This is a genomic window from Singulisphaera chitinilytica (assembly GCF_049331405.1).
Lineage (GTDB): Bacteria > Planctomycetota > Planctomycetia > Isosphaerales > Isosphaeraceae > PoT.
Genome location: NZ_CP186274.1, coordinates 1,429,462 through 1,452,861 on the forward strand (window position 1 = coordinate 1,429,462; position 23,400 = coordinate 1,452,861).

The 23,400-nt window shown below is 66.2% G+C and carries 16 protein-coding genes; 13 read left to right on the plus strand and 3 right to left on the minus strand.

Features of this window, described 5'->3' with window-relative positions:
* Positions 1 to 119: 119 nt before the first annotated feature.
* The 3 genes from ACOYYX_RS05500 to ACOYYX_RS05510 are packed head-to-tail and all read left to right on the plus strand — an operon-like array spanning position 120 to position 5,158.
* Positions 120 to 3,596 carry a CHAT domain-containing protein gene (locus ACOYYX_RS05500; protein ID WP_422928931.1) on the plus strand — a complete coding sequence of 1,159 codons (3,477 nt, stop codon included), beginning with the start codon at positions 120 to 122 and terminating at the stop codon, positions 3,594 to 3,596.
* Positions 3,583 to 3,882: a hypothetical protein gene (locus tag ACOYYX_RS05505; RefSeq protein ID WP_422928932.1), complete on the plus strand. Its 300-nt coding sequence runs from the start codon at positions 3,583 to 3,585 to the stop codon at positions 3,880 to 3,882. The genes ACOYYX_RS05500 and ACOYYX_RS05505 overlap by 14 nt, the downstream gene beginning before the upstream one ends.
* Positions 3,872 to 5,158, plus strand: a complete 1,287-nt coding sequence (locus ACOYYX_RS05510; protein ID WP_422928933.1) for a hypothetical protein — start codon at positions 3,872 to 3,874, stop codon at positions 5,156 to 5,158. Before ACOYYX_RS05505 ends, ACOYYX_RS05510 begins: the two co-directional genes overlap by 11 nt.
* Before the next feature lie 291 nt (positions 5,159 to 5,449).
* Here the strand turns inward: ACOYYX_RS05510 and ACOYYX_RS05515 are convergent, their stop codons facing one another.
* A complete protein-coding gene (locus ACOYYX_RS05515) occupies positions 5,450 to 6,772 on the minus strand; it encodes a Gfo/Idh/MocA family protein (RefSeq protein WP_422928934.1) in 1,323 nt (440 codons plus the stop codon).
* 525 nt (positions 6,773 to 7,297) lie between these two features.
* Between ACOYYX_RS05515 and ACOYYX_RS05520 the strand changes: the two genes are divergently transcribed.
* Complete coding sequence (locus ACOYYX_RS05520; RefSeq protein WP_422928935.1) at positions 7,298 to 8,239, plus strand: hypothetical protein; 942 nt, start codon at positions 7,298 to 7,300, stop codon at positions 8,237 to 8,239.
* Positions 8,240 to 8,263: 24 nt separating this feature from the next.
* Here ACOYYX_RS05520 and ACOYYX_RS05525 read toward each other — a convergent pair whose 3' ends face one another.
* On the minus strand, positions 8,264 to 9,166 hold the full coding sequence (locus ACOYYX_RS05525; protein WP_422928936.1) for a LysR substrate-binding domain-containing protein: 903 nt from the start codon (positions 9,164 to 9,166) through the stop codon (positions 8,264 to 8,266).
* A 301-nt stretch (positions 9,167 to 9,467) separates the two neighbouring features.
* Between ACOYYX_RS05525 and ACOYYX_RS05530 the strand changes: the two genes are divergently transcribed.
* The 4 genes from ACOYYX_RS05530 to ACOYYX_RS05545 all read left to right on the plus strand — a co-directional run bounded on the left by ACOYYX_RS05530 (position 9,468) and on the right by ACOYYX_RS05545 (position 15,214).
* Positions 9,468 to 11,093 (plus strand): TolC family protein, encoded by a 1,626-nt coding sequence (locus tag ACOYYX_RS05530; protein WP_422928937.1) that lies wholly within the window; start codon positions 9,468 to 9,470, stop codon positions 11,091 to 11,093.
* 18 nt (positions 11,094 to 11,111) lie between these two features.
* Positions 11,112 to 12,515 carry an HlyD family secretion protein gene (locus ACOYYX_RS05535; protein WP_422928938.1) on the plus strand — a complete coding sequence of 468 codons (1,404 nt, stop codon included), beginning with the start codon at positions 11,112 to 11,114 and terminating at the stop codon, positions 12,513 to 12,515.
* Complete coding sequence (locus tag ACOYYX_RS05540) at positions 12,512 to 14,104, plus strand: MFS transporter (protein ID WP_422928939.1); 1,593 nt, start codon at positions 12,512 to 12,514, stop codon at positions 14,102 to 14,104. The genes ACOYYX_RS05535 and ACOYYX_RS05540 overlap by 4 nt, the downstream gene beginning before the upstream one ends.
* 63 nt (positions 14,105 to 14,167) lie before the next feature.
* Entirely contained in the window at positions 14,168 to 15,214 is a 1,047-nt protein-coding gene (locus ACOYYX_RS05545; RefSeq protein WP_422928940.1) for an esterase/lipase family protein, read from the plus strand.
* An 8-nt stretch (positions 15,215 to 15,222) separates the two neighbouring features.
* Here ACOYYX_RS05545 and ACOYYX_RS05550 read toward each other — a convergent pair whose 3' ends face one another.
* On the minus strand, positions 15,223 to 18,123 hold the full coding sequence (locus tag ACOYYX_RS05550; protein ID WP_422928941.1) for a protein kinase domain-containing protein: 2,901 nt from the start codon (positions 18,121 to 18,123) through the stop codon (positions 15,223 to 15,225).
* 268 nt (positions 18,124 to 18,391) lie between these two features.
* Between ACOYYX_RS05550 and ACOYYX_RS05555 the strand changes: the two genes are divergently transcribed.
* The 5 genes from ACOYYX_RS05555 (at position 18,392) to ACOYYX_RS05575 (ending at position 23,030) form a co-directional block, all read left to right on the plus strand.
* The gene (locus ACOYYX_RS05555) at positions 18,392 to 18,967 is read left to right on the plus strand and encodes a TetR/AcrR family transcriptional regulator (RefSeq protein WP_422928942.1); all 576 of its coding nucleotides are present in this window, start codon (positions 18,392 to 18,394) and stop codon (positions 18,965 to 18,967) included.
* Between the two features lie 65 nt (positions 18,968 to 19,032).
* Positions 19,033 to 19,335, plus strand: a complete 303-nt coding sequence (locus ACOYYX_RS05560; RefSeq protein ID WP_422928943.1) for a thioredoxin family protein — start codon at positions 19,033 to 19,035, stop codon at positions 19,333 to 19,335.
* Positions 19,336 to 20,128: 793 nt separating this feature from the next.
* A complete protein-coding gene (locus tag ACOYYX_RS05565) occupies positions 20,129 to 21,313 on the plus strand; it encodes a DUF4214 domain-containing protein (RefSeq protein WP_422928944.1) in 1,185 nt (394 codons plus the stop codon).
* 306 nt (positions 21,314 to 21,619) lie between these two features.
* On the plus strand, positions 21,620 to 22,456 hold the full coding sequence (locus ACOYYX_RS05570; protein WP_422928945.1) for an IS5 family transposase: 837 nt from the start codon (positions 21,620 to 21,622) through the stop codon (positions 22,454 to 22,456).
* Between the two features lie 31 nt (positions 22,457 to 22,487).
* Positions 22,488 to 23,030 carry a metallophosphoesterase family protein gene (locus tag ACOYYX_RS05575; RefSeq protein WP_422928946.1) on the plus strand — a complete coding sequence of 181 codons (543 nt, stop codon included), beginning with the start codon at positions 22,488 to 22,490 and terminating at the stop codon, positions 23,028 to 23,030.
* Positions 23,031 to 23,400: the final 370 nt, after the last annotated feature.

The following is a 23,400-nucleotide window of genomic DNA, read 5'->3' on the forward strand; positions in this document are numbered from 1 at the left end:
GCGCACAGGTCGAGGTTTATCCGACATTTGAGCTGCCTTGCTCGCATTTCTTGGTCGCGATAATATAAACATCTGAGGCGTCCAAATCTTGGAGTTCGCCTCGAGATGGAGCCCGACCAGTGCCCGAGATTTCCGAAGCTGTTCCTCCTGTTTACTGGCTCAATGTCTGCCGCGGCGTAGAAGCTGCGGAGGCATTCATGAGTTATTCGGGCGACCACGTACTCGAAGTTCTGCAAGAGTACCCGATTTTAATCCTTCCCGAGTTCCCCGAGGCCATGGAAAAACTCGCGGAGAACATGGATGACCCAGAAGATCAAAGGCTGGTTGCAATATCTGCGAATGAATTGAGAAGTGTTCATGAAAATATTATGGCCAACTTTCCCAATAAATCACGTTCTGGACTTCTCCTGTCCTGTGGTATCGAACTTGTTGAAGAATGGCAACAAGATCCGCGAATTAACATCACTCGCAGCTTGGCGTTGTTTAAGGAGGCTGAGAGAGGTCTGGATGGACCTGCCGCTGCTGGTTGTCGGATGAATCGCGCCAACGGCCTGCAGTTGTTGGCCCAACTGGGAGATGATGTGGTGGCCAACCTCCGCCTTGCTGATACCCTGTTTGCCGACGGGTTGGAGGGCCTTGACGGACCCGTAGTCGCCGTCTGCTTGATGAACCGAGCCAATGGCCTGCAGTCGCTTGCCCAATTGGGCGAGGAAGCCGTAGCGAACCTCCGCCGCGCCGACGCCCTCTACGCCGAGGCGTCTGAGGGCTTGGAGGAGCACTTTGTTGCCGTCTGCCAGACGAACAACGCCAACTGTCTGAAGTCGCTAGCCCATTTAGGCGAGGAAGCCGTAGCGAACCTCTGCCGTGCCGACGCCCTCTACGCCGAGGCATTCAAGCGTTTGTATGGAGCCGCCGCTGCACGCTGTCTGATGAACCGCGCCAACGGCCTTAGGTCATTGGCCGAACTGGGCATAGCCTCAGTGGCCAACCTCCATTACGCCGATGGCCTCTTCGTCGAGGCATTGAAAAGTCTGGAGGGGGCTGACGCCGCCAATTGCTTAATGAACCGCGGCAACGTTCTGTTGTCGTTGGCCCGTTTGGGTGAGGACTCAGTGGCGAACCTCCGCCGCGCTGACGCCCTTTACGCCGAGGCGTCTCTAGGCTTGGAGGGGGTCTTCGCCGCCCGCTGTCGGATTAATCGCGCGAACGGCCTGACGATGCTGGCCGAACTGGGCAAGGACACCGTGGCCAACTTCCATCTTGCCGACGCCCTGTATGCCGAGGCGTCGAATGGCCTGAAGGGGGCCGACGCTGCCGTCTGCCTGATGAACCGCGGCAATGCTCTTAACTCTCTGGCCCGTTTGGGCGAGGACGCAGTGGCCAACCTCCTCCACGCCGATGCCTTGTTCGTCGAGGCGTTGAAAAGTTTGGAGGGGCCCGCTGCCGCCGGTTGTCGGATGAACCACGCCAACTGCTTGCAGTCGCTTGCGGATCAGGGCGAGGACACTGTAGCCAACCTCTACCGCGCCAATGCCCTATACGCCGCAGCGTTGGATGGCCTGGTCGGACACACCTCCGCCAACTGTCAGATGAATCTCGCCAATGGCCTGCAGGCGCTGGCCCGTATGGGAGAGGAAGCCGTGGCCAACCTCCGTCGCGCCGACACTATCTACGCCGAGGCGTTGGAAGATCTAGAGGGCCCATATGCCGCCAATTGCCGAATGAACCGCGCTAAGGGTTTGCAGTTGCTGGCCCAATTAGGCGACGAAGCCGAACAGAATCTAGACACTTCATCGAGGCTGCAGGGAGAAGCATCCGGATATTTTGAAGAAATAGGGTCTTGGATTCGCGCATGTCAGGCCTTCGGAGATCTGGGAGACCTCGAGGCTCTTCGAGAGAGATGGCCTGCTTCCCGAGCCGCTTACTCGCGGGCGGTCGAATGCTCGGATCGCGTTCGGGCGGGTGCAACGGCGATTACGGATCGCCGGAATTGGAGCAACGGGCAACATCACTTATTCCAGAAGCTTGTCGAGGCTTGCTTGCGATGTGGGGATATGTCGTCGGCATTAGCCTATCTCGAGCGTGGTACAGCTCGTTCATTGCTTGACCTGCTGCACACCGAGGACAGTGTACCGGCAATCGATCCCAACCAAGCAACTCGTTATCGAGTGCTCCGAAGACGACTGGAGGAGTTGGAAGCAGTACTTACCCGTGACGGGACAGATGCGAATCAGCCCTACTTTGATCCGGAACGTCGCCGCGAGTTGGCTCGTCAGCGGAATGAGGTAAGGTCGGAACTCGCCGCTCTTGAAGACCAGATTCGCCAGGACGACCCAGATTTCTTCGCTCTTGCCCAGCCACCCGACTCTCGGCAGATGTCCGAGTTCGCACGGAAGCTTGGAAGTACCCTGGTATTCCTCTGGGTTGCATCGTCGGATGAAGTGGGACGCGCGTTTCTGATTCCGCCCGATCGTGAAATGATCGTCGTGGAACTTCCGCAGCTGAACGATTCTCATGTCCGCGAATGGTTAATGGGTTCGGCGGACGCTATCGTGAGGGTAGGGTGGTTTAACGCTTATCCATCGCCAGGTGCCCCACAGGCTCGGTGGGACGCCTTTGGCGATGAGATTAATTTACTCCTTGCCGAACTAGGATCGGCCATAATGGAGCCGATCCTGACGGCATTGCTTCCGGAAATGAATTCGCTGTCCTTGATTGTCCCTGGGTGGCTGGGGGTGCTTCCGCTTCACGCTGCGACTCGAAAGGACGGGGATGAGGTTCGCTACCTAGTCGAAGATGGGATCACGGTTCACTATTCTCCGTCGGCCTGGGTCCTGCGCCGCTGTTTCGAGCGGTCGAGATTAGAATGGGCACCGCTCCTGGGGATGGCAACCGACCCGTCCAATCGGCTTGCCCTCGGCGAATGGGAACTCGACGCCATTGAGAAGGTCCTCACCAAAGCCGATTCGACGACTGGATTAACCCGACTCCTCGGCTCGGCCGCGACGCTAGCGGCGGTAATGGCGGCGCTAAAAGACCATCCCACAGCCTATCTTTCATGTCATGGTTCGTTCGGATTCAGTGATCCGAGGGCCTCGGCCCTCCTCTTGCACGATGGCGTGTTGACCCTCGGTGACCTACTCGATCGGATGCGATTGGAGGTGGCGCGGCTTGTGATCCTCTCTGCGTGCGAGACTGGCCTTGGGGCCGGCGAGGGCGACGGTTATCTCGGTTTGCCTACAGGGTTTATAGTGGCCGGGGCCAAGTCTGTGGTCGGCTCGCTTTGGCCTACCGATGAGCGAGCCACGGCTCTGTTGATGGTCCGCATGATCGAAAGCCTTGGCAAGGGTCACTGGATTACCGAGGCCCTCCGTGATGCCCAACACTGGCTCGCTCGACTGACTCGCGCTGAGGTCGAGGAATTTTGGGTTACGCGGAATCTTGGCAAGAAGCCAGCGAATAGCTTGGCAATATCCTTCGACGGGCTTGAGGGCGATTGTCCATTCGCCCACCCCGTCTATTGGGCCGCCTTTGCAGTCTTCGGGTCGCCCGAGCCGCTTATTCCTTGGAAGGATGCTGCCGTTGCCCAAACCTAAGCCTGAAGTTCGCCTTGCAGATTGGATCACAGCCATTGAGTCTGGTGATGAGTCTGCAGGCCTGGATGGCCTCATCGCTCTGATTGACTCGGTCCTCTACCATCACGCTCCGGCATACGGACACAAGAAGGTCGACGGCAGGGACTGGGACGGCATAGAGGAACTGAGGCAACTCCGCGACGAGATCCAGAACCGCTCGATTGCGCGGAAGCAGGAACGCGCTCAGCCGGAGGGGCAAAAGGAGGACGCCAAACCAATTTCGAGTGAAAACGGCCATGAGCGTTAACACTGTCCGGGCAATCCGCGACATGACTCTCTTCCGAGTTATCGTCTTCCTCGGCTGGACGCCCAGGGAACTGGAACGTGACTCGATCGAGAGGCTGGAGAGTCTTCGATCGACGCTCCACTCTTTCGATTGGATTCCCGAAGGAACAGCCTTCCCAACCCTCGATTTGATCATGCAGGCCGACCTTGACCTATGGCGGCCTGACGAGCGCCAGATCTGTCAAGTGGACGGCCGGGCGCGATCGCGAATTAGCTTCGCCCGATCGAGCTATGAGGAAGTCATCGTCTTCGTCGGCTTGTGCGTCGAAGGGCCAAACACCGAATCAGGCTCGGAAGCCTGGATCAAGTCGTCCATGAATACCTGGGAAGATGAGGTTGGTCCGCGAGATTGGCTAGAGAGAGTGATTCCTCCTGATGATCCTCGCTCGGGCAACCGCGGGCTTCCTGAAGTCGTTGGCGAGGCCTGGGTCTGGACCGGTGAGTGGGATGCTCCGCCCGAGGAGAGCTGGGAAGTCTATGGCCAGAAACGCTATGGAGCCGGCCGATTCTCGCTCCCCGCTTGGGGCCTTGTTGGCTACACACCCGGAACGGACGTTGAGCCGCCCCGGTTCGACCTTCACGCGACTGACGCCAAGGGTCGCAACCGGGCCCTCGCACATCGTTTCCCTTCGCTCTTGAGTCATGTTTTGAAAGTCAACCACGGTCACCGGAAAGCCTATGATGGTTGGCTCCGCCCCGCCCTTGACAAAAGCGACCGCGAGATCCTTGACCATTGCAAACCGAGTCGATTTCTCGGTGTGCAAAGGACAATCCAGGAACTCGACAAGTCAGTGCGCAGCCTCTCAACGGCTCTTTATCACCTTGACCGCCATCTCGTCGAGTTGGAACATCGAAAGCTTGCGATCGAGGTAGTTCTTGCAAATCTAGCCGATTCAACGTGGGACGACCTCGCTCCGACAGACCTAGCGAGAGGGGCCAAGCGGTTCCAGACACAATTAGAACTCGACCTGAAGAATTACCGAGCAACTGCCGAAGTTGGTCGAAACGCCCTGGGCACGGTGAGGACTCTCGTCGAAATCGCCGAGACTCGTAATGAACAGTTGCTGACCTTACTCGGGTTGTTCTTCGGCGTTTGGCTTGGGCTAGGCCAACTCCTCGGCGACACGTCTTCGTTTGACTTGTCGTTGATTGGTACCAAGCTGTTTTACAGTGTGGTCCCGGCCATAATCCTGGTCTTAATCTTCCGCTGGTGGACACGCCGGCCGGCGTCCCATTAGCGTTCTAAACTGCATTAGGATCGTACGGGATGTTGACGTTTCTTTGATCAATGCTGTGTCGGTCTGTGATATCCAAAGAGGGAATACTTATACGGGCGTTACCCCAGGCTTTAGAGATTAGGACAGGCAGCCTACGGCGTTGCCCGTATTAGGGGGTACATGGTTAATCGGCAATTGTTGAATCTTGAAAAGAATGCACCATTCAATGCTTGCCAGGACATGAGTGCGGCTGCCCCAGGTCTAAGTTATTGAAGCCCGGGGCAGTCGCTGTGATGGTTGCTCGCTTAAATATTAAAGCCCCTCGACTTCAAACCCCTGGCGGTACTGTTTCCGGACGTACTTGTTGGCGTCGGGGACGTTGACGACCTTCATGTTGGCGGCGTCCCACTCGAGCTTGGTCTTGGGGAAGCGGGTCGAGAGGCAGCCGAGGAGGACGAACTCGGTCAGGGGGCCCGAGTAGGAGAAGGGGGCGGAGGGCTTGCCGTTGCCGCGGCAGGCCTCGACGAACTGGAGGTAGTGGTCGTCGTCGGAGGGGGTCGGGAGCTTGTACTCCTTGAACTTGTCCTCGGGGAGGAGGATCGGCTCGGCGATGTACGGGGAGTAGAGCACGCCCTCGGTGCCGATGTAGATCGAGCCCTGGTCGCTCAGCCCGTGCTTGCCGAGCAGGGACGAGACCTCGGCCGGGGGTCGGAGGTCGCCGTTGTACCAGGTCAGGGTCGGCTTCTCGGTCGTGTACTGCGTGCCGGGGAAGGTGTAGATCACCTGGTTCGTCAGGCCCCAGCTATCCGCGTTCGTGGCCGAGCCGACGGAGAGGACCGACTCGGGGGCCGTCAAGGCGAGCGACCCATAGACCGGGTCGAGGATGTGGCAGCCCATGTCGCCGAACGTGCCGGTGCCGAAGTCGAGACGCTTGCGCCACTCGCCCGGGTGGTAGTAGCCCTCGATGAACGGGCGCTTCGAGGCGACGCCCAGCCAGAGGTCCCAGTCGAGGCCGGCGGGGATCGGGTCCTGGCGGTCGGGGCGGGGGTTGGTGTCGCCCCACTGCTTGCCGCTCCAGCTATGGACCTCCTTCACCTTGCCGATCGCCCCCTGGTGGATCGTCTCGACGACCGTCTTGTGGACCCGGTGCGAGTGGATCTGGATCCCCATCTGGGTGACCAGGCCCTTCTCGGCCGCGACCCTGGTCAGTTGCCTGGCCTCATAAATCGTCTGCGTCAGGGGCTTCTGCGTGTAGACGTGGAGCCCCTGCTGCATCGCCCGCATGGTGATCGGGGCGTGCATGTGGTCGGGGGTCGAGATGTTGACGGAGTTGAGGTTCTTCTCCTTGTCGAGCAGCTCCCGCCAGTCCTGGTAGACCTTGACGTCGGGGAAGAGCTTCTTGATCTCGCCGACGCGATTGAGGTCGACCTCGGCCACGGCCACGAGCTTGAGGTTCTTGCTCGCCGTCAACGAGCCGATATCCGCGGCCGCCATCCCCGAGGCGCCGAAGCTGGCGTGATAGACCGTCTCGCTCGGGGCGGCGGCGTGGGCCCGACGCGCGAAGGGCGCGGCCAGGCCCGCGGCGACCATGGTCTTGAGGGCGTGTCGTCGGCTGACGCGTGATTGGTTGGTCATCGGCGGGATCTTCTCCTGTGCCTCGCGGCCGGCATGAGGCAGACGCCGGCGCCGAGGCTTTGGCAAGGGACGAGGGCGGGAAGGCGGGATCGAACCCACGGGCGAGCCGGCGACCCGACGGCGGGTCATCCGTCTCCGGGGCTTGGTGACGTCCGAGGGCCGACGCGCTTCGGGGCGAGGAGAGCGGGCGGCCCGGGCGGGCCCGACCGGACGTCGGGCGGCGATCGGGTCGACGGCCCCCGGGGCTCCGCAAACGCGGGGGAGCCCCGCCCGGTCGACTCCAACATACCGTACCACGCCCGCCCGCGCGTCGAAACCGGGTTGCCCCGCCCGCCGAATACGTGCCGATCCCAGCAATGGTGACGCCTGGGCGAAGCTGGGGCCCGCCGGCCGCACCCGTTTGATCGGCCCCCGCCGAAATTGATGGACTTCCGCCGCCCCGCGCCGTATCAAAGGGCCCGGGAGAGCGCCGCCGCGTTGTGAATTGAAGGACCCCCGAATCAGCCTCCTCGGAGCGCAAGGAACATGACCCGACGACCCCGGCCCCTCGGCCTCCTCATGCGGATCGCGGCGGCGGTCGCGACCTCGGTCCTGGCCCCAGCCTCGATCTCGGCCGCGGCCGACGACGACGGCGTCTGGCAGCTCAACCGGCCGAAGGTCGCGGGCACCCTGCGGCTCAACCTCCGCGAGCGCAAGGCCGAGCCCGGGGGGAAGGGGGAGGCCGCGAAGGTCGTCGAGCGCCAGGCCGACTGGGCGGCGTCGGAGACGGCCATCGTCGTCTGCGACATGTGGGACGACATCTACTGCCAGTCGTCCAAGCAGCGCATCGGCGTGCTCGTCCCGAAGATGAACGCCGTGCTGAACGAGGCGAGGGGCCTGGGGGTCATGATCATCCACGCCCCGAGTGAAACCATGACGATGTATGCCGACACCTCGTACCGCCTGCGGATGCAGCGTGCCGAGCCCGTCGAGCCCCCCGTGCCGATCCAGCGCAACTGCGTCCTCGACACGGCCAAGGAACCCCCTTTGCCGATCGACACGAGCGTCTCGCCGTGCGACGACCCCGTCACGGGCGCGGTGGTCCGGCGGTTCTCGCGCGAGCACCCCGGCCTCGACATCACCGGGTTCGACGGCATCAGCGACGACGGCCGCGAGATCTTCAACTACTGCCGACGCCAGGGGATCAAGAACATCGTCATCATGGGCGTGCATACCAACATGTGCATCCTCGGCCGCTCGTTCGGCATCCGCCAGTTGACCCGCCTGGGCTTCAACGTCGCCCTGGCCCGCGACCTGACCGACGCCATGTACGACCCCCGCCAGCCCCCCTACGTGAGCCACGCCCGCGGCACCGAGCTCGTCGTCGAGCACATCGAGACCTACTGGTGCCCCTCCATCGACAGCCAGGACCTGACCAGGACCCTCCCCGGCACCTCCGGCCCCGCCCCCTCCGAGTCGGGCCATTGACGCGGGCGCGGCCCCGGCTCGGGTCTATCCGAGCGGGGTCAGGCCTTCCTCGCGGATGATCCGGGCGGTGACCTCGGCGAAGGCGGTCGCGGCCCTCGAGCGGTTCTGGCCCTTGCCCCAGAGCAGGCCGACGGCCATCGTCTTCAGCTCCTCGATCGCGATCGCGCGGAGCCCGGTCCGACCCCGGCCGAGCACGGCGGCCGGGAGGAACGCGACCCCCACCCCTTGCGTGATCGCCGCGAGGATCGCCTCGACGGTGTCGAGCTCGATCGAGCATCTCAGCTCGACCCGCGCGGCGTCGAGGGCCTCGTCGGTGTGCCAGCGCAGCCAGGATCCCTTGCGGGGGACGAGGATCAGGGACTCGCCGTTCAGGTCGCGGAGCGCGAGGTCGGTTCGGACGGCGAGGTGATGGTCGTCGGGCGCGATGAGCACGAAGTCGGTCGTGAAGAGGGGCTCGAACTCGACGCCGGGGGTCCTGGGCGGGTCGAGGCCGATGCCCAGGTCGAGGTCGCCGCACTTGACCGCCGCCTCCATGTCGAGCTGCCAGAGGCGGTCGACCCGGATCCCGACCCCCGGGTGCGACTCGGTGAAGCTCGAGATCACGCGAGGGATCAGGAAGTGGTCGAGGAGCTGGACCACGCCGATCGCGACCTGGCCCCGGCTCAGGTTGTCGAGCTCGGCGATGGCCGGGATCACGTCGTCGAGCTCGCGGATGGCCCTCGAGGCGCGCTCCCTCAGCACGTTTCCGGCCGTCGTAAGCCGGATCTGCCGCCCCAGCCTCTCGAAGAGGGGCACGCCGATCTGGATCTCCAGCTCCTTGATGTGGTGCGAGAGGTTCGATTGGGACATGTGCATCTTCTTCGCGGCGCGCGTGAAGCTCTCGAGTTGCGCGGCGGCCAGGAAGCAGCGTAGGCTCCGGATTTCCATGCTCATGTGATCCGACGAGAGGGTGAGGCCGGGCCGATACCTTCGGCCCGGGATGCTTGCTCCCGGGGCCCACCAGCATACACGCTCCCCCCGCCAGCCTCCCATCGATTTCATCAATCGTCGCGATCGAAATAAACACGTCGAATTTTGATTCATTCTTGGTGACAATCCCACGATAATGATCCTCGTTGCCCGCCCGCAAGCGACGCGGCGAGGAGGCCGCGTCATCCGGATGGCGACCGGAGGCCATCGGGAGGCCGAAGGTTTCGGCAAGGGCCCATTTTCAAGGAGCGTCGATCGGATGCGCCCAAGGATAGCGCCGTGCAGGCCAACGGGACGACGCCGATGGGTCTGGCCCCTGGGCCTGGCCTTCGCGATGGGCTGCGGCCACGACCGGCCGGGGCTCCGAGAGTCCCTCGCGAGTCGGATCGAGCCGACGACGGCCCTCGCGACGGCCCCGATCCCTCGGCCGGCGGGCGCCGGGACGCCGGCGGATCCGATGCTGGCCCGCGCGAACGCGACCCGCGAGGTCGAAGGCCCCCCGGCGTTGCCCGACAGGCCGGTCGCGATCGAGTCGCCGCCGCCGCAGGATGTCGCGGAGCTGGACGCCATCGCCACCTCGGGCAGGCCGATCGACCTCGGCGAGGCGATCGGCCTGGCATTCCGGCTCCAGCCGAGGCTTCGTGCGCAGCTCGAGAGCATCGCACAGGCGAGGGGGAGGCAGGAGGTCGCGGCCTCGACCTTCCTCCCGACCGCCGGCGGATCGTACAGCGTGGGCGGATTCGACCTGGGCGTGGGGGGGCAGCCGATCCGGATCGGCAACGACGCGACGAGCGGGTTCAACTTCGTCCCGGGGCTCGGGGCGGTGCCGGTCGGCCTGCACCTGGCGTCCGGCTACGAGCTGGCCGAGTTCAAGGTGCAATGGCTCGTCTGCGACTTCGGCCGCCGCCTGGGGCGTTACGAGCAGGCGAAGCTCGCGCTCGATGTCTCCCGGCTCCAGACCGAGCGGGCCTTCCAGACGGTCGCCAACGAGGTCTCGCTGGCGTATTACGGCGTGCTGAGGAGCCAGGCCATGCGACGGACCGCCCGTGACGCAAGCCTGCGGGCCGAGGAAGAGCTGGCCGATGCCCGCAAGCTACAACGGGAGGGGGTCATCCCGAGGGAGGCCGTCCTGCGGGCCGAGGTCCTGCAGGCCGAGACGAGGCAGCAGTGGCACGCCGCGACCGAGGCGGAGTTCGTGGCCCTGGCCGAGCTGAACCTGGCGATCGGCCTGAAGTGCAACGAGCCGGTCCGGGTCGTCGAGCCGCCCGACCCGCCGGCGTTCGGGGCCTCGCTCGGCGAGTGCCTCGAGGCGGCGGTCCGCCGGAGGAGGGAGTTCCGGGTCGCCCAGAGGTCGGTCGAGATCGCCCACGAGGGGACCCGGGTCGCGAAGGCCGAGTTCGCCCCGAGGATCGTCTCGGAAGGGGTCCTGACCAACCTCCAGCAGTCCAGCCCCACCGGCTACGCCGACCTCGCGCTCGGGTTCATCCGCCTGGAATGGAACATCTTCGAGGGGGGGCGGCGGGTCGCCGAGTCGAAGGTCGCCGACTCCCGGGTCCGCGAGGCGATGGCCCAGGCCGAGTCGATCGCCGACAACATCGCCTTCCAGGTCAACGAGTCATACCGCAGGCTCGCGACCGCCCGCCTCGGGATCGACGACGCCAGGCCTGCCGTCGAGCAGGCGGCCGAGAACTACCGCCTCGTCCGCCTGCGGGTGGGCGAGGGCAACGCCACGCCGACCGAGATCAGCGACGCCCAGGCCTCGCTGACCCGGGCGCAGCAGAACTTTCTGAATTCCAAGTATGCCTACTTGACGGCGATCGTCCGCCTGGACTACGCCACCGGGAACAGCCCGACCCCCACCACCCCGGCGAACGGCAATCTCTGAAGGAGATCGGGAGACGTTATGGCGGAACCTTCGGTTTCGGTCGTCGAAAGGCCCTCGCCCCCGCGAGCCGGGCATGGCCCGGTCCGGAACCTGGGCCCTGTCCTCATCGGCCTGCTGCTCCTCGGCCTCGCCGCCCTGGCGATCCCGCCGGCCTGGTCCTGGGCCCGCTTCAGGCGCACGCATTCCCTCACCGACGACGCCTTCGTGGAGGCTCATATCATCAACATTGCTCCGCAGATGGTCACGGGCCGGATCTCCCGATTCCTCGTCGAGGAGAACGACCGCGTCGAGCCGGGGCAGGTGCTGGCCGAGATCGACCCGACCCCCTATCGCGACAAGGTTGAGGTCGCGAAAGCCAAGCTGGAGACGGCCCGAGTCGACCTGGACCGCCAGAGGGCCGATCTCGTTCGCGTCCGCAAGGAAGTGCCGCTCCGGATCGACCTGGCCATGCGCACGCTCGACGCCGCCAGGATCGATCGGGCCAAGGCCGAGCGATCGCTGGCATTGACCCGCGACGGCGTCGAGAAGGATATCGACGAGGCCAGGGCGGGGGTCAAGTCGGCGCGGGCGGGCCTGACGCTGGCCGATCTGGAATTCGGGCGGTTCACTCGCCTCGCGGATCTGGGCGCGAGCACGCAGGAGCGTCAGCAGCAGGCGACCCATGCTCGCGACCAGGCCCGGGCGCAGCTCGAGCTATCCGAGGCCAAGCTGGCGAAGGCCCTCATCTCCCAGATCCAGGTCGACCTCGCGCGTCGGTCGCTCGAGTCCGCCCAGACCGGCGCGGAGAAGGCGGCGAAGGATGTCGACCTCTCGGAGACCGGCAACGATCAGATCCGGGAGATGGAGCTACTCGTGCGCGTCAAGGAGCTGACCGTGGAGGAGGCGAGCAGGGGCCTGGAGGCGGCCGACCACGAGCTGGAGTACACGAAGGTCCGGGCGCCGATCTCCGGCGTGGTGGTCAAGCGATACCGGCACCTCGGCGACTACACCCCGGCGGGCGCGACGCTCCTGAGCCTCTACGACCCCGACTTGCTCTACGTCGAGGCGAACCTGGAGGAGGACCGGCTGCCCGGGGTCGCGCCCGGCAACCCCGTCCGGGTCGAGGTCGACGCCTTCGACCGGCCGTTCGAAGGGCGGGTCGTCTGGATCAACAAGTCGACCGGGGCCCAGTTCTCTCTGATGCCGCGCAACGTCGTCTCGGGGGAATTCACGAGGGTCGTCCAGCGCGTGCCGGTGAGGATCCGGCTCGAGCGAGACGACCGCTGGCCGGGCCTCCGCGCGGGGCTCTCCGCGAGGGTGGCCATCGCCCACGGCCGGGGGGATCCGGCATGGGCGGCCCGCGCGGCTCGGGGACTCGCCGGGCAGGAGACCCGCTACAACGCCCCGATGGACGCCTCCGCCGGGGAGCGATCGAGGCCATGACCACGCACCTCGCGGCTCCGTCCTCCGAGGTCGCCCCCCTCGGCCGGCGTCATGCCCTGGCGGCGTTCGCGACCTTCCTGGTCCTGATCACGGTCTATCAGACCCTGGTCCTGACCGCCGTGACGGACGACGTCATCCGCAAGGGGATCGAGGCGGATGAATATGACATGATATGGACCGACGTGGCCTGGGGCGTCCCGATCATCTTCAGCCTCTTCGGGGCCTTCAGGCTCTCGGGGCGGCTGGGCATGCGGATCTCGCTCGCCATCGGGCTCGCCTCCTTCGCGCTGGGGAATCTCCTCTGCGGCGCCGCCGGAGGGCTGCCGGGCCTGGTCCTCGGCCGATTCGTGGAGGGGATCGGCAAGGGCCTGACGATCGCGATCGGCCGGGCGAGCCTCTACAAGCAGTTCGACCGCAGGCTGCTCGTCGCCATCGGGTTCTATGGCGTTTGCGCGTACGCGACCCGGCCCCTGACGCCCCTCGTGACCGCCTACATCAATGAGGCGGCCTCATGGCGGTGGATCTACTGGATCAACGTGCCGATCGCCCTCGGCGCCCTGGCGGCGGTCCTGCGCTTTGACCTGCGAGATCGCCCGGTCAAGCCGGTCCATGTGCCGCTCGATTGGCTCGCCATCGCGGGCTTCAGCGGCTGGGTCGTCTGCCTGATGTTCGCGTTCAAGTGGTACCGCAAGTGGGGGGGCTGGACCTCCGACGCGTTCGCCGTCGTGGCCATCCTCTGCGTCGTCCTGCCGATCCTCCTGGCCCTCTGGCTGGGCTCGGGCTTCAGCCCCGACGAGCACCTGAGACGCCTGCTGCGGAGCCGCGTCTACGTCCTCGCCATGATGGCCCGTCTGCTCCTGCTGTTGAACCTCGGGGCGGTCCTGGCGATCGTGGCTCGCTACCTGATCGAGCTGCGCGGCGAGCCCCGGGTCGTCGCGGGCTGGATCCTGGCCCCGGCCTCGCTCTCGATGACCGCGACGACCTTGCTCACGACCGTCCTGCATCGCCGAGGCCTGCGGCACGCGTGGCTCTTCGTCGCCGTGGCCGGATCCTCGGGCTGCCTCTGGTGGCTCTCGCCGCTCGACAACTTCACGGCGAAGGAGCACGTCGCGGTCGTGCTGGCCTGCTGGGGGGCCTTCCTCGGCCTGCTCCCTCCCGTCTTCCTCTGCGACGAGGTCGAGGGGGCGAGCCCGCAGGACATGCTCTATGCGGGTTCGCTCGGCGCCGTCTGCCTGATCGTCCCGCTGCTGACCGTGCCGGCGTTGACGGGCACGGCGATCAAGGCCTGGTCCGACCGGGGGCTCGACGTCTATCGCGCGAACCTGCGCGAGGGGCGTCCGGCCGTGGCGGAGTCGGCGGCCAGGATCTCCGACCACTTCCGCCAGCGAGGCCTCGCCGGCGCGGAGCTGCAGCGGGAGACGTCGACGGTCCTGGGCACGTTTGTGGTGGCCGAGAGCGTCGCGCTGGGGTTCCGCCAGGGCTTCCGCTTCCTGAGCCTGGTCGTGCTGGCCATCGGCTCGATCGTCGCCGTCTCGCTGGCATGGGCCTCGCGAGACCTGCGGGCGCCGCCGGGCTCCGGCTACTCCTGACCATCTCCCACGCCAATCTGATTGCAGGACGAGGAACTCGGGGCATCATCACGAAGGCGATCGATGACAGGTCTCATCCGTTGGCTCCCGCTCGCGATCATCACTGGGCTCCCGGCCTGCTACACGCGGGGCCTGCAAGCGGCCGAGCCCCGAGCCTTGAACGGGCCGGCGACGGCGCAGGTCTACCGATACGACCCGAGCGGCCTCTCGTTGCTCCGGCCTTACTCGCGCGGCAAGGTGCCGGTGGTGCTGGTCCACGGACTCTGGTCGAAGCCCTGGTCCTGGCATCGGATGATCGAGACGCTGGAGGGGGAGCCGGCGATCTGCGAGCGCTACCAGTTCTGGACCTTCGGCTACAGGACGGGGGCCTCGATCGGCTACTCGGCCCACCTCCTGAGGCGCGATCTCGCGAGGGCCAGGAGCATGCTCGACCCTGACCGCCGCGACGACGCGCTCGATCGGATGATCGTGGTCGGGCATAGCATGGGGGGCCTCCTGTCCAGGATGCTCTCGGTGGATCCGGGCGACCGCCTCTGGCGCGTCGTGGCCGACAGGCCCTTCGGCGAGATGATCGGCGAGCGGGCGGACGTCGACCTGTTCCGCGAGGGTTGGATCTTCGGGCCGACGCGGGAGATCCGCCGGCTCATCTTCATCGCGACACCGCATCGCGGCAGCCGCATCAACACGGGCTCGATCCATCATGTCGGCACGAGGATCGCGCGGGGCCCTGACCCCTTGCGGGATGCCTACGACCGCCTGATCTCGCGGAACCCGCCGGCCTACTTCTCGGATCGGTTTCGCGCGGGGCTGCCCACGAGCGTCGACGAGCTGGAGTGGGAATCGCCGCTGCTGACGGCCCTGCACGACTTGCCCGTCGCCCCGTCCGTGTCCACGCACTCGATCATCGCGGTCAGGCCCGATCCCCTCACCGTAACGAGGTCCGACGGCCTGGTGACCTTCGAGAGTGCCAGCATCGCCGGGGCCCGTTCCGAGAAGGTGATCGTGGCCGGGCATCTCTGCCAGGATCATCCCGAAGTCATCGGCGAGGTCCGCCGGATCCTCCTCGAAGATCCCGCCCGCGCGGGGCAGGCCATCGCGCCCGACGGTTGAAACGAGGATCACTCCCGCGTGGGATTCTGGCCGTCGGACTTCGACTCGCCGAGAGTCGCCTCGGCCTCGCGGCGGAGGGTCTGGTAGAGCCAGTATTCGCGGTTTTCGGGGGCGGGGGTGTTCCAATCGGGGTGCTGGGTGGTGGCGGAGGTGAAGGAGGCGCGGGCTTCGGCGGGGTGGCTGAGCTTCTGGTGGGCCATGGATCGGATCAGGGAGGGGATCGGGCCCATGACGCCGCCGGCGTCGCCTTCGAGGAGCCCGAGCGCGGATTCGAAGTGGCCGAGGCGGTATTCGGCCAGGGATTTGGCGAGGAGGAAGTAAGGGCGGGCCCAGGCGGTGGGGGAGGTCGGAGGGTCGGCGAGGGCCCGGTCGATCAGGGCCGAGGCTTTCAGGACGGACTCGCGGTCGTCGGGGAGCAGGAGGCAGGCGCGGCCGATCTGCTCGGCATGTCGGGGGTCGGTGATCTGGCCGAAGCGGGCGAGGAGTTCGCGGCGGGCGTCGCGGTAGGGCCGATCCTGGCCGAGGTAGAGGCAGAACTCGGGGTACCCGTCCCAGGTGCCGAGGTCGCCCGGGGCGGAGTCGATCGCCTTGCGCCAGGCCGCGCGGGACTCCTCGACCCGGCCGAGGTGCTTGAGGGCCTGCCGGGAACCGAGCCACGCATAAGTGAATTTCGGGTCGAGGGCGACGGCCCGCTCGTACTCGGCGAGGGCCTCCTCATGCAAGCCCCTTGCGGCGAGGGCGTCGGCGAGGCCGCAGTGGATGACCGACGAGCCGGGTGAAATACCGAGGGCCCGGCGGAAGAGGGCGGTTGCCTCGTCGGCCTTCGCGCCGAGGGTCAGGACGTGGCCGAGGTTGAAGCAGGCGTTGGGGGATCTGGGGTCGAGCCGCAGGGCCGTGCGGAAGGGCTCGACGGCCTCATCCGGCTTGTCGGAGTGGAGCAGGGCCCGGCCGAGGCCCGTGTGGCCGATCGGCTCCGAGGGGCGGATCGAGATCGCCGCCTGGGCGTAGCGGACGGCCTCGGCGTCGCGCCCGGCCTCGATCAGGTGGTCCATCAGGGCGACGTTCGCCCAGAAGTCGCCCGGGTGCGCCTGCTGGACCCGGATCAGGAGCGGGGTCGGATCGCCCCCCGCGGCCGCGAGGTCGCCGGCGAGCGAGAGGAGCAGGGGGACGGCTTCGGAGTCGACGGGGGCCTGCGCGACGAGGCGTTGCAGGGAGTCTCGGTCGCGACGGGCCTGCGGGTCGCGGGCTCGGAGGGTCCAAGCTTCCTGGTGGCGGTCGGCGAGGCTCGCGGTCTTCAGGAGCCGGGCTTTTCGATGTGCGTCCGAAGGGTCCACCGGCCAGGCGTCGAGGGCGTCGACGAGCGCCCCGCGGATCTTCGAGGCCCGGATCCGGGCGGCGACGACCTCCGGGGGCTCGTCCATCTTGCCCACGCCCGCGGCGACGAACGCTGATTCATATGCGGTGTTTGCCGACTTGAAGTCGACGGCATCCTCGACGTTCTCGGCCAGCTCGGTGCGGATGGCCTCGAGCCTGGCCACGAACTCGAGGTCGCGGCCTCCTCGATCCAGGGCCAGGCGGAGCGCCCGAGAGCCCCGGCCGTCCCCGAGCCGGGCCTTGGCGCGCTCGAAGGCGGCGATGGCCTGGGTCCACGACTGGGCCTCGAGCCAGCGGTTCATCTCCCGCAGATCGGCCGAGACGGCGCGCTCGGTCGCGGCGAGGTCTGCGATCGAGCGGCGGTGGGTCTCGGCGCGGTCGCGTGCCAGCCAGAGCCCCGTTCCCCCCGCGAGCAACGCGAGCAGGATCAGGGCTGCCAGTGATGCGAAGTAGCCGGGCCTGCGCAGGAGGCGCCTCATCAAGCGCTCGGCTCGGCCCTCGGGCCTGGCCTCGATGGCCTCGCCGTCGAGGAAGTGGCGGAGGTCGTCGCCCAGGGCGGCGGCGGTCGGGTAGCGTCGGGCCGGGTCCTTGTTCAGGCATTTCAGGCAGATGATCTCGAGGTCCCTCGGGATCTTCGGGTTCAGGCGGACGGGGGGGATGGGCTCGGCGTCGATGACGAGCCGGGCCGTCTCGGACGGGGTCTCGCCGCGGAAGGGGGGGCGGCCCGAGAGGAGCTCGTAGAGGATCGCGCCGAGGGCGTAGACGTCGGCGGGGGCTCCGACCGCGTCGAGGGTCCCCGCGGCCTGCTCGGGGGCCATGTAGCTCGGGGTGCCGATCAGGACCCCGTCCATGGTGAGCCCCGAGGCGTCGTCGAGGCGGCGCGAGAGGCCGAAGTCGCCGACCTTCGGGGTTCCGCCCGGCTCCATCAGGATGTTCGACGGCTTGAGGTCGCGGTGGATGATCCCGGCCGAGTGCGCGGCGTGCACGGCCTCGGCCAGGGGGAGGAGGAGCGAGGCGGCCTCGCGAGGGCTCGTCGGCTTGGCGAGCTGGGCGAGGTTGCCGCCGGCGACCAACTCCATCGCGTAGTAGGGGCAGCCTTCCCAGTCGCCGACGTCGTAGATCTGCACGACGTGGGGATGGCGGAGGGCGGCCACGGCCTGGGCCTCGCGCCGGAACCGCTCGCGGGACGACGGCTGGTCCCAGGCGATGGCCATCTTGATCGCGACGACCCGGTTCAGCCGGAGGTGGCGGGCCCGGTAGACGACCCCCATCCCGCCCCGGCCGATGCGGCCCTCGACCTCGTAGCCGGGGATCTGCGGCAGGTCGTCGGGCACGCGAGGCCTGGGCCTCGCGCCGGCGTCGAGGGGCTCGCGCTCGGGGGGCAGGCAGAGGTCGAGCTGGGCCTCGAGCCGGCAGATCTTCCGCCAACGCTCGCGGACCTCATCGAGGAACTCCGGGAAGTCGACGCAGACTTCTTCCGGGGTCCGCCCCGAATCGTAGAGCTCCTCGAGCAGTTCGCTGACCCGCAGATCCATCGGAACGACGACTCCCCCGGTCTCCGTCGGCGGCCCTTGAGCTCCGCCGGCCCGCGCCCCGTTCGCACCCGACCGGCCCCGGGAACCCGATCGCGATTGAACATCCTCACTAAGCGCGCGGGCGGGTCACCAGCCCCGCGTCATTGTCGCGTTTTCGTCGGAGATCTGCCCGATTTTCTCGCCGGCGAGTTTGCTGCAACGCCGATATCTCGGTCGGAATGGTGGGTTCGGTCTTGATTCGGACAGACCTGTCTGTAGCATTGTGAGTATGGGACGACCGAAAGCGACGAACTCGGAAGCCCGCCAACGCATCCTCGAGACGGCCGATCGGCTTTTCTACGAGGATGGGATCAGGGCGGTGGGGATCGACCGGATCATCGCCGAGGCGGGGGTCGCCAAGATGACCCTCTACTCGCATTTCCGGTCCAAGGACGACCTGATTCTCGCCGTGCTCAAGTACCGAGATGAATGCGTGACGGGGTTCTTGCGCGAGGCGATCGGCCGGCATTTGCAGGAGTCGCAGCCGCCGCTCCGGGCCTTCTTCGCCGCGCTCCGGGAGTGGTTCGAGACCCCCGGGTTTCGCGGCTGTGCCTTCCAGAACGCCGCGATCGAGCTCGCCGACCCGGAGCACCCCGGCACCGAGTACGTCCGCAACAACAAGAAGCGCTTCGCCGGATTCTTGCAGGGGCTGATCGAGCAATCGGTCGGCGAACGCGCCGCGAGGGTGGCCCCGGCCATCGCCTTGCTGGTGGAGGGGGCGATTGTCACCGCCGCGATCCAGGGCAAGCCGGACGCCGTCGACATTGCGCGCGACGCCGCCTTGAGGCTCCTCGAGCTCGATTGAGCCTCGCCGAAGCCTCGCGGCACGTCGGATGCTGCCTCCATTGGGATCTCATGAGGAGGACTCCGATGACCGAACCGACGCGCGACGAGGTGGACCGGATGACCGGCCCCGTGCTCCTGGAGTTCGGGGCCGAATGGTGCCCACATTGCCAGGGGATCCGGCCCTTCCTCGGCTCGATGCTGGAGAGGCATCCCGAGGTGCATCACATCCAGGTCGAGGACGGCCCCGGCAAGCCCCTCGGCCGATCGTTCCGCGTGAAGCTCTGGCCGACGCTCGTCTTCATGCGAGACGGCCAGGTCCAGAACCTCCTGGTCCGCCCCGCGTCCGAGGACATTGCCAGGGGCTTCGCGGAACTGGCCAGGGTGTGACCCCCAGCCTGCCTCCACCACCACACATTCCGATAACCTCCGTCCCCCGCGGCATGCGAGTCGTGGGCGATTTTCGTTGCCGACGAAGTTCGGGCGAGCGTGCCGAGGTCGGCATGATGACGATGCAGGAGCGTCGGCAACAAACCCGCGTTGCTGCGACATGATGCTTTCGGTCACCACTCGTTTGGGGCCTGGAGCGGATGCGGCGTCGTGCCGGGTCTGCCATCAAGGACCGACGCTCAAGGCTATCGATACGGCACGTCAAGGCCGACGAGATTTGGAATTGGACCAACCATGTCCTGGTCCGGGACACATCATCCGGGCCGGGGTCGCGCGGGCGTCCAAGCCGGATCGAATTGATGACATGGAGGGCACATCCATCGGTATGGACGCGGGTGCCGCCTCGTCTCCGGGGCTGAGCAACCCGGGGACGCGCCGCCGGGAAAATGCGAGGCCCAACGGCTGAGCTCGTCCGATCAGTTGGAGATGGATTCACATAGAAATTCACCATCACGACCGGAAAATTCCGCCTCGCGGCCATCTCGGGGGAGGATCGGATGGGGCCGCGTCGACCGCAAGGGCCGGCTCCGCGCGGGCCTGCCCGGCGAATCGCGTGAGGATCGCTGGTGCCTTCGGTCCGGGATTCTCGGTATGGGGTTTGCGTTCGAGCCATTCGGTCGTCCATCCACTCTGGGGGACGGCTCCATGTTTTCAATCGTTGAACTGACGAGATTTCATTCTTCCGGCCCGAGCCGGGAGTTCGATATCGATATCGATCGCAGGAGGCCCAACCGTGAGTCGCACCAGGTCGCGGAGACGATCCGAGCATTTCTGTTCATTCGAGCCGTTGGAGACATTCACGCTCCTCTCCACGCTGACGCTGGCCATCGCCCATGATGCCGCGGCGGCGATCGCGGCGAGTCAGTCGGAAGTCTCGCAGGTCCGCCTGCTCCAGCAGGGCGGATCCATCAGGGCCCGTGCCGCCGCAACGTCCGGCGGCCCCTCGGGGGTCGAGACCTACATTACGGGTTTGTATGAGAAAATCCTCGGCCGAGAACCCGAGTCCGCCGGGCTGAACTACTGGGTGGGCGAGATGCAGCGGGGCCTCCCGGCTGACGAGGTCCGAGCACTGTTCATGCATTCGCCCGAGCTGACGATGGGTCAATCCGGGTCGGGAGGTTCCGGTTCGACAGGGACCGGGACGTCCACGGGCTCAGGCTCGACCGGGACAGGCTCCTCCACCGGCACGGGGACCACAGGTACAGGGTCGACCGGGACGGGTACGACGGGGACCACGGGGACCGGTACGACCGGAACCGGAACGACTGGAACGGGTATGACCGGGACGGGTACGACCGGGACGGGTACGACCGGGACGGGTACGACCGGGACGGGGACCACCGGCACCATTGGAACGGGTACATCAACTGGCACTGGAACGACAGGGACCGGGACGATTGGTACCGGAACAACTGGCACTGGGACCACGGGCACCGGGACTGGCACCACAACGACCGGGACCTCGGGAACCACGGATCCAGGGACAACGATAGGTACCGGGACGACCGGGACAGGGCCGACAACAGGTGTGGGGGACACGACCGGGACGGGGGGCACTGACACGGGGATCACGACCGGTACAGGAGCCACCGGGATCGGGACAACGACCGGCACAACGACGGATCCGGGGACAACGATCGGGACGGGGACCACGGGAATCGGAACCGCCGGGACCGGGGCCAGCGGGACGGGGACCACGGGCTTAGGGTCGACCGGCACTGGAACGACGGGGACCGGAACCAGCGGAATCGGGACGACGCCGGGGACCGGGATCACGACAGCGACGGGCGCAGTAGGGCCGGGATTGGGAGGAGAAACCACGAACCCACTCGTGCTGGGTGCCGGGATGATCGCGGGCGAGGCCGTTTCGACTCCCCGTTCCACGACCGGAGCGAGTATGACCGGCCTGGTCGGCTGAGAGGAACCTAACGCTCGCAGGTTTGAGCCCGTTCGCTCGCTTGATGGCCCCCGCCACGTCCGTCGTGCAAGCGAATCGCCCTCAGGACGTGGATGCCGTTGGCACGTGGGGCCACGATCGCGGCCTGGTTGCCCCGCGCGCTTCCTCATCAGGAATCGATACCGGTCGATGAGTTGATGACCCCGCGCCCGTTCCTCGCGAGGGGTCATCCTCAACGCCGACGCCCGAGGACATCGAGACGCACCTCGGGTGCCCTGGGTCCGAACTGTTCAGAGACTGTCCCATAAGGTAGCCGAGGCGCGTAGAATGGTGTATGAGAATGCACCATTACCCAGCGACGTCACCGACGCGCAGTGGGCGCTGATCGAGCCGCACATCCCAGTCTACCCCGGCGGCCGGCCGCGTAAGACCGACACCCGAGACGTCCTCGACGCCATCCTCGACATCCTCCGCACCGGCTGCCAGTGGCGTTACTTGCCAATCGACTTCCCGCCCAAGAGTACTGTCTGGCGGTACTTCGACGAAGGGCGGCACAACGGCACGCTGGACGCGATCCACGACCTGCTTCGCCGCAAGGTCCGCACGATGGAGAAGCCCTACCACCCGCGCACCTCCGCGAGCGTCGACAGCCAGTCGATCGCCACGACCTCCGGCGGCGAGCAGCGGGGCCGCGACAACGCCAAGAACGTCGACGGCCGGAAGCGCCATATCGTGGTGGACAGCATGGGCTTGCTGCTGGCCGTGCTGGTGTCGGCCGCCTCGGTGGATGACGCCAAGGCGGCGGCCGAGTTGTTCGACCGCCTGGAGGGCCAGCCGATGGGCAAGGTCACGAGGATGTTCGCCGACTCGAAGTACCACGACATGAAGCTGTACGCGTGGGTCGAAAATTACGTAGAGTGGGGCCTGGAGATCATCCGCCGCCCGGCGGACAACAGGGGCTGGGTTATGCTGCCGATCCGTTGGACGGTAGAGCGAACGTTCGCCCGGCTGGGCCGATGCCGGCGGCTGAGCAAGGACCGGGAGAAGAGCGTCCTGTCGTCGGAGTCATTCGTGAAGCTGGCGATGATCCAGTTGATGCTCCATCGCCTCGAGCCGTCGGGCGTGGACGCCGAGTTCCGTTACACCAGGCCGCTGGCAGCCTGACGTCCCCTACACCGTACTCAATGGGATGGCCATGCTGCGGATCGTAGTGATCGCCGATGACGACTCGCGCGTGGGCAAGTTGGATGGCCGCGAGGCCGACCTCCTACTCTCGTGCGGTGACCTGCACGACCTGACGATCGAGCGGGTATTCCGGTCGTACCGATGCCGCCGCGCCTTCGCGGTCCGGGGGAACCATGACTCCGATGGCCCGTTCCCGGTCGGGGTCGACGACCTGCACATGACGGTACGCGAGTTTGCGGGGCTTCGGTTCGGTGGGTTCCGCGGTTGCTGGCGTTACAAGCCTCGCGGGCATCACCTCTGGGAACAGGACGAGGTTAGCACGCTGCTGAGGAGCTTCCCGGCCGTCGATGTGTTCGTCGCCCACAACTCCCCTCGCGGGGTCCACGAGTGCGACGGTGGCGTGCACCAGGGCTTCGATGCGTTCCTGGAATACATCGAGAGAGCGCGGCCGCGATACCTCATCCACGGTCACCAGCACCTGGACCGTGAGACCCGGTACGGTGACACGACGATCCTCGGCATCTTCGGCGAACGTTGGCTCGACCTCGAATGATCCCACGGAGCCGCAGTTCGTCCCCGCTTCAGTGGCGACTGCCTCCCGGACTTCTTCTCACGTCCCGAACCGATGTCTCTCGGCGACAGCGATTTCAGCACCTTCCACCACCGCTCAATCTGGTCCAGAAACTCCGCGTACTTCGGCTGGAACACGAACTCCAACCACGGGCCGCGTCACGACGGAGCTTTAACCCTTATGGGACAGTCACTCAGACGCGTCGGGGTCGGGCCGAGGCTTTACACCGGGTTCTCGAGTCCTACCACAAATCCCACAACCGAGCGAACTCGAGGCAAGCATGCGTGGCCCCTGCCGACGAAAGGCATCGGGGCGGTAGACCCCGAGTTATGACGAGGCCACGTCTCGAAAC

Excerpts from the sequence above, each read along its gene's own strand:
- ACOYYX_RS05510 (WP_422928933.1), top strand. The coding sequence starts at position 3,872 with ATGAGCGTTAACACTGTCCGGGCAATCCGCGACATGACTCTCTTCCGA.
- ACOYYX_RS05515 (WP_422928934.1), bottom strand. The coding sequence starts at position 6,772 with ATGACCAACCAATCACGCGTCAGCCGACGACACGCCCTCAAGACCATG.
- ACOYYX_RS05520 (WP_422928935.1), top strand. The coding sequence starts at position 7,298 with ATGACCCGACGACCCCGGCCCCTCGGCCTCCTCATGCGGATCGCGGCG.
- ACOYYX_RS05525 (WP_422928936.1), bottom strand. The coding sequence starts at position 9,166 with ATGGAAATCCGGAGCCTACGCTGCTTCCTGGCCGCCGCGCAACTCGAG.
- ACOYYX_RS05530 (WP_422928937.1), top strand. The coding sequence starts at position 9,468 with ATGCGCCCAAGGATAGCGCCGTGCAGGCCAACGGGACGACGCCGATGG.
- ACOYYX_RS05535 (WP_422928938.1), top strand. The coding sequence starts at position 11,112 with ATGGCGGAACCTTCGGTTTCGGTCGTCGAAAGGCCCTCGCCCCCGCGA.
- ACOYYX_RS05540 (WP_422928939.1), top strand. The coding sequence starts at position 12,512 with ATGACCACGCACCTCGCGGCTCCGTCCTCCGAGGTCGCCCCCCTCGGC.
- ACOYYX_RS05545 (WP_422928940.1), top strand. The coding sequence starts at position 14,168 with ATGACAGGTCTCATCCGTTGGCTCCCGCTCGCGATCATCACTGGGCTC.
- ACOYYX_RS05550 (WP_422928941.1), bottom strand. The coding sequence starts at position 18,123 with ATGGATCTGCGGGTCAGCGAACTGCTCGAGGAGCTCTACGATTCGGGG.
- ACOYYX_RS05555 (WP_422928942.1), top strand. The coding sequence starts at position 18,392 with ATGGGACGACCGAAAGCGACGAACTCGGAAGCCCGCCAACGCATCCTC.
- ACOYYX_RS05560 (WP_422928943.1), top strand. The coding sequence starts at position 19,033 with ATGACCGAACCGACGCGCGACGAGGTGGACCGGATGACCGGCCCCGTG.
- ACOYYX_RS05570 (WP_422928945.1), top strand. The coding sequence starts at position 21,620 with ATGGTGTATGAGAATGCACCATTACCCAGCGACGTCACCGACGCGCAG.
- ACOYYX_RS05575 (WP_422928946.1), top strand. The coding sequence starts at position 22,488 with ATGCTGCGGATCGTAGTGATCGCCGATGACGACTCGCGCGTGGGCAAG.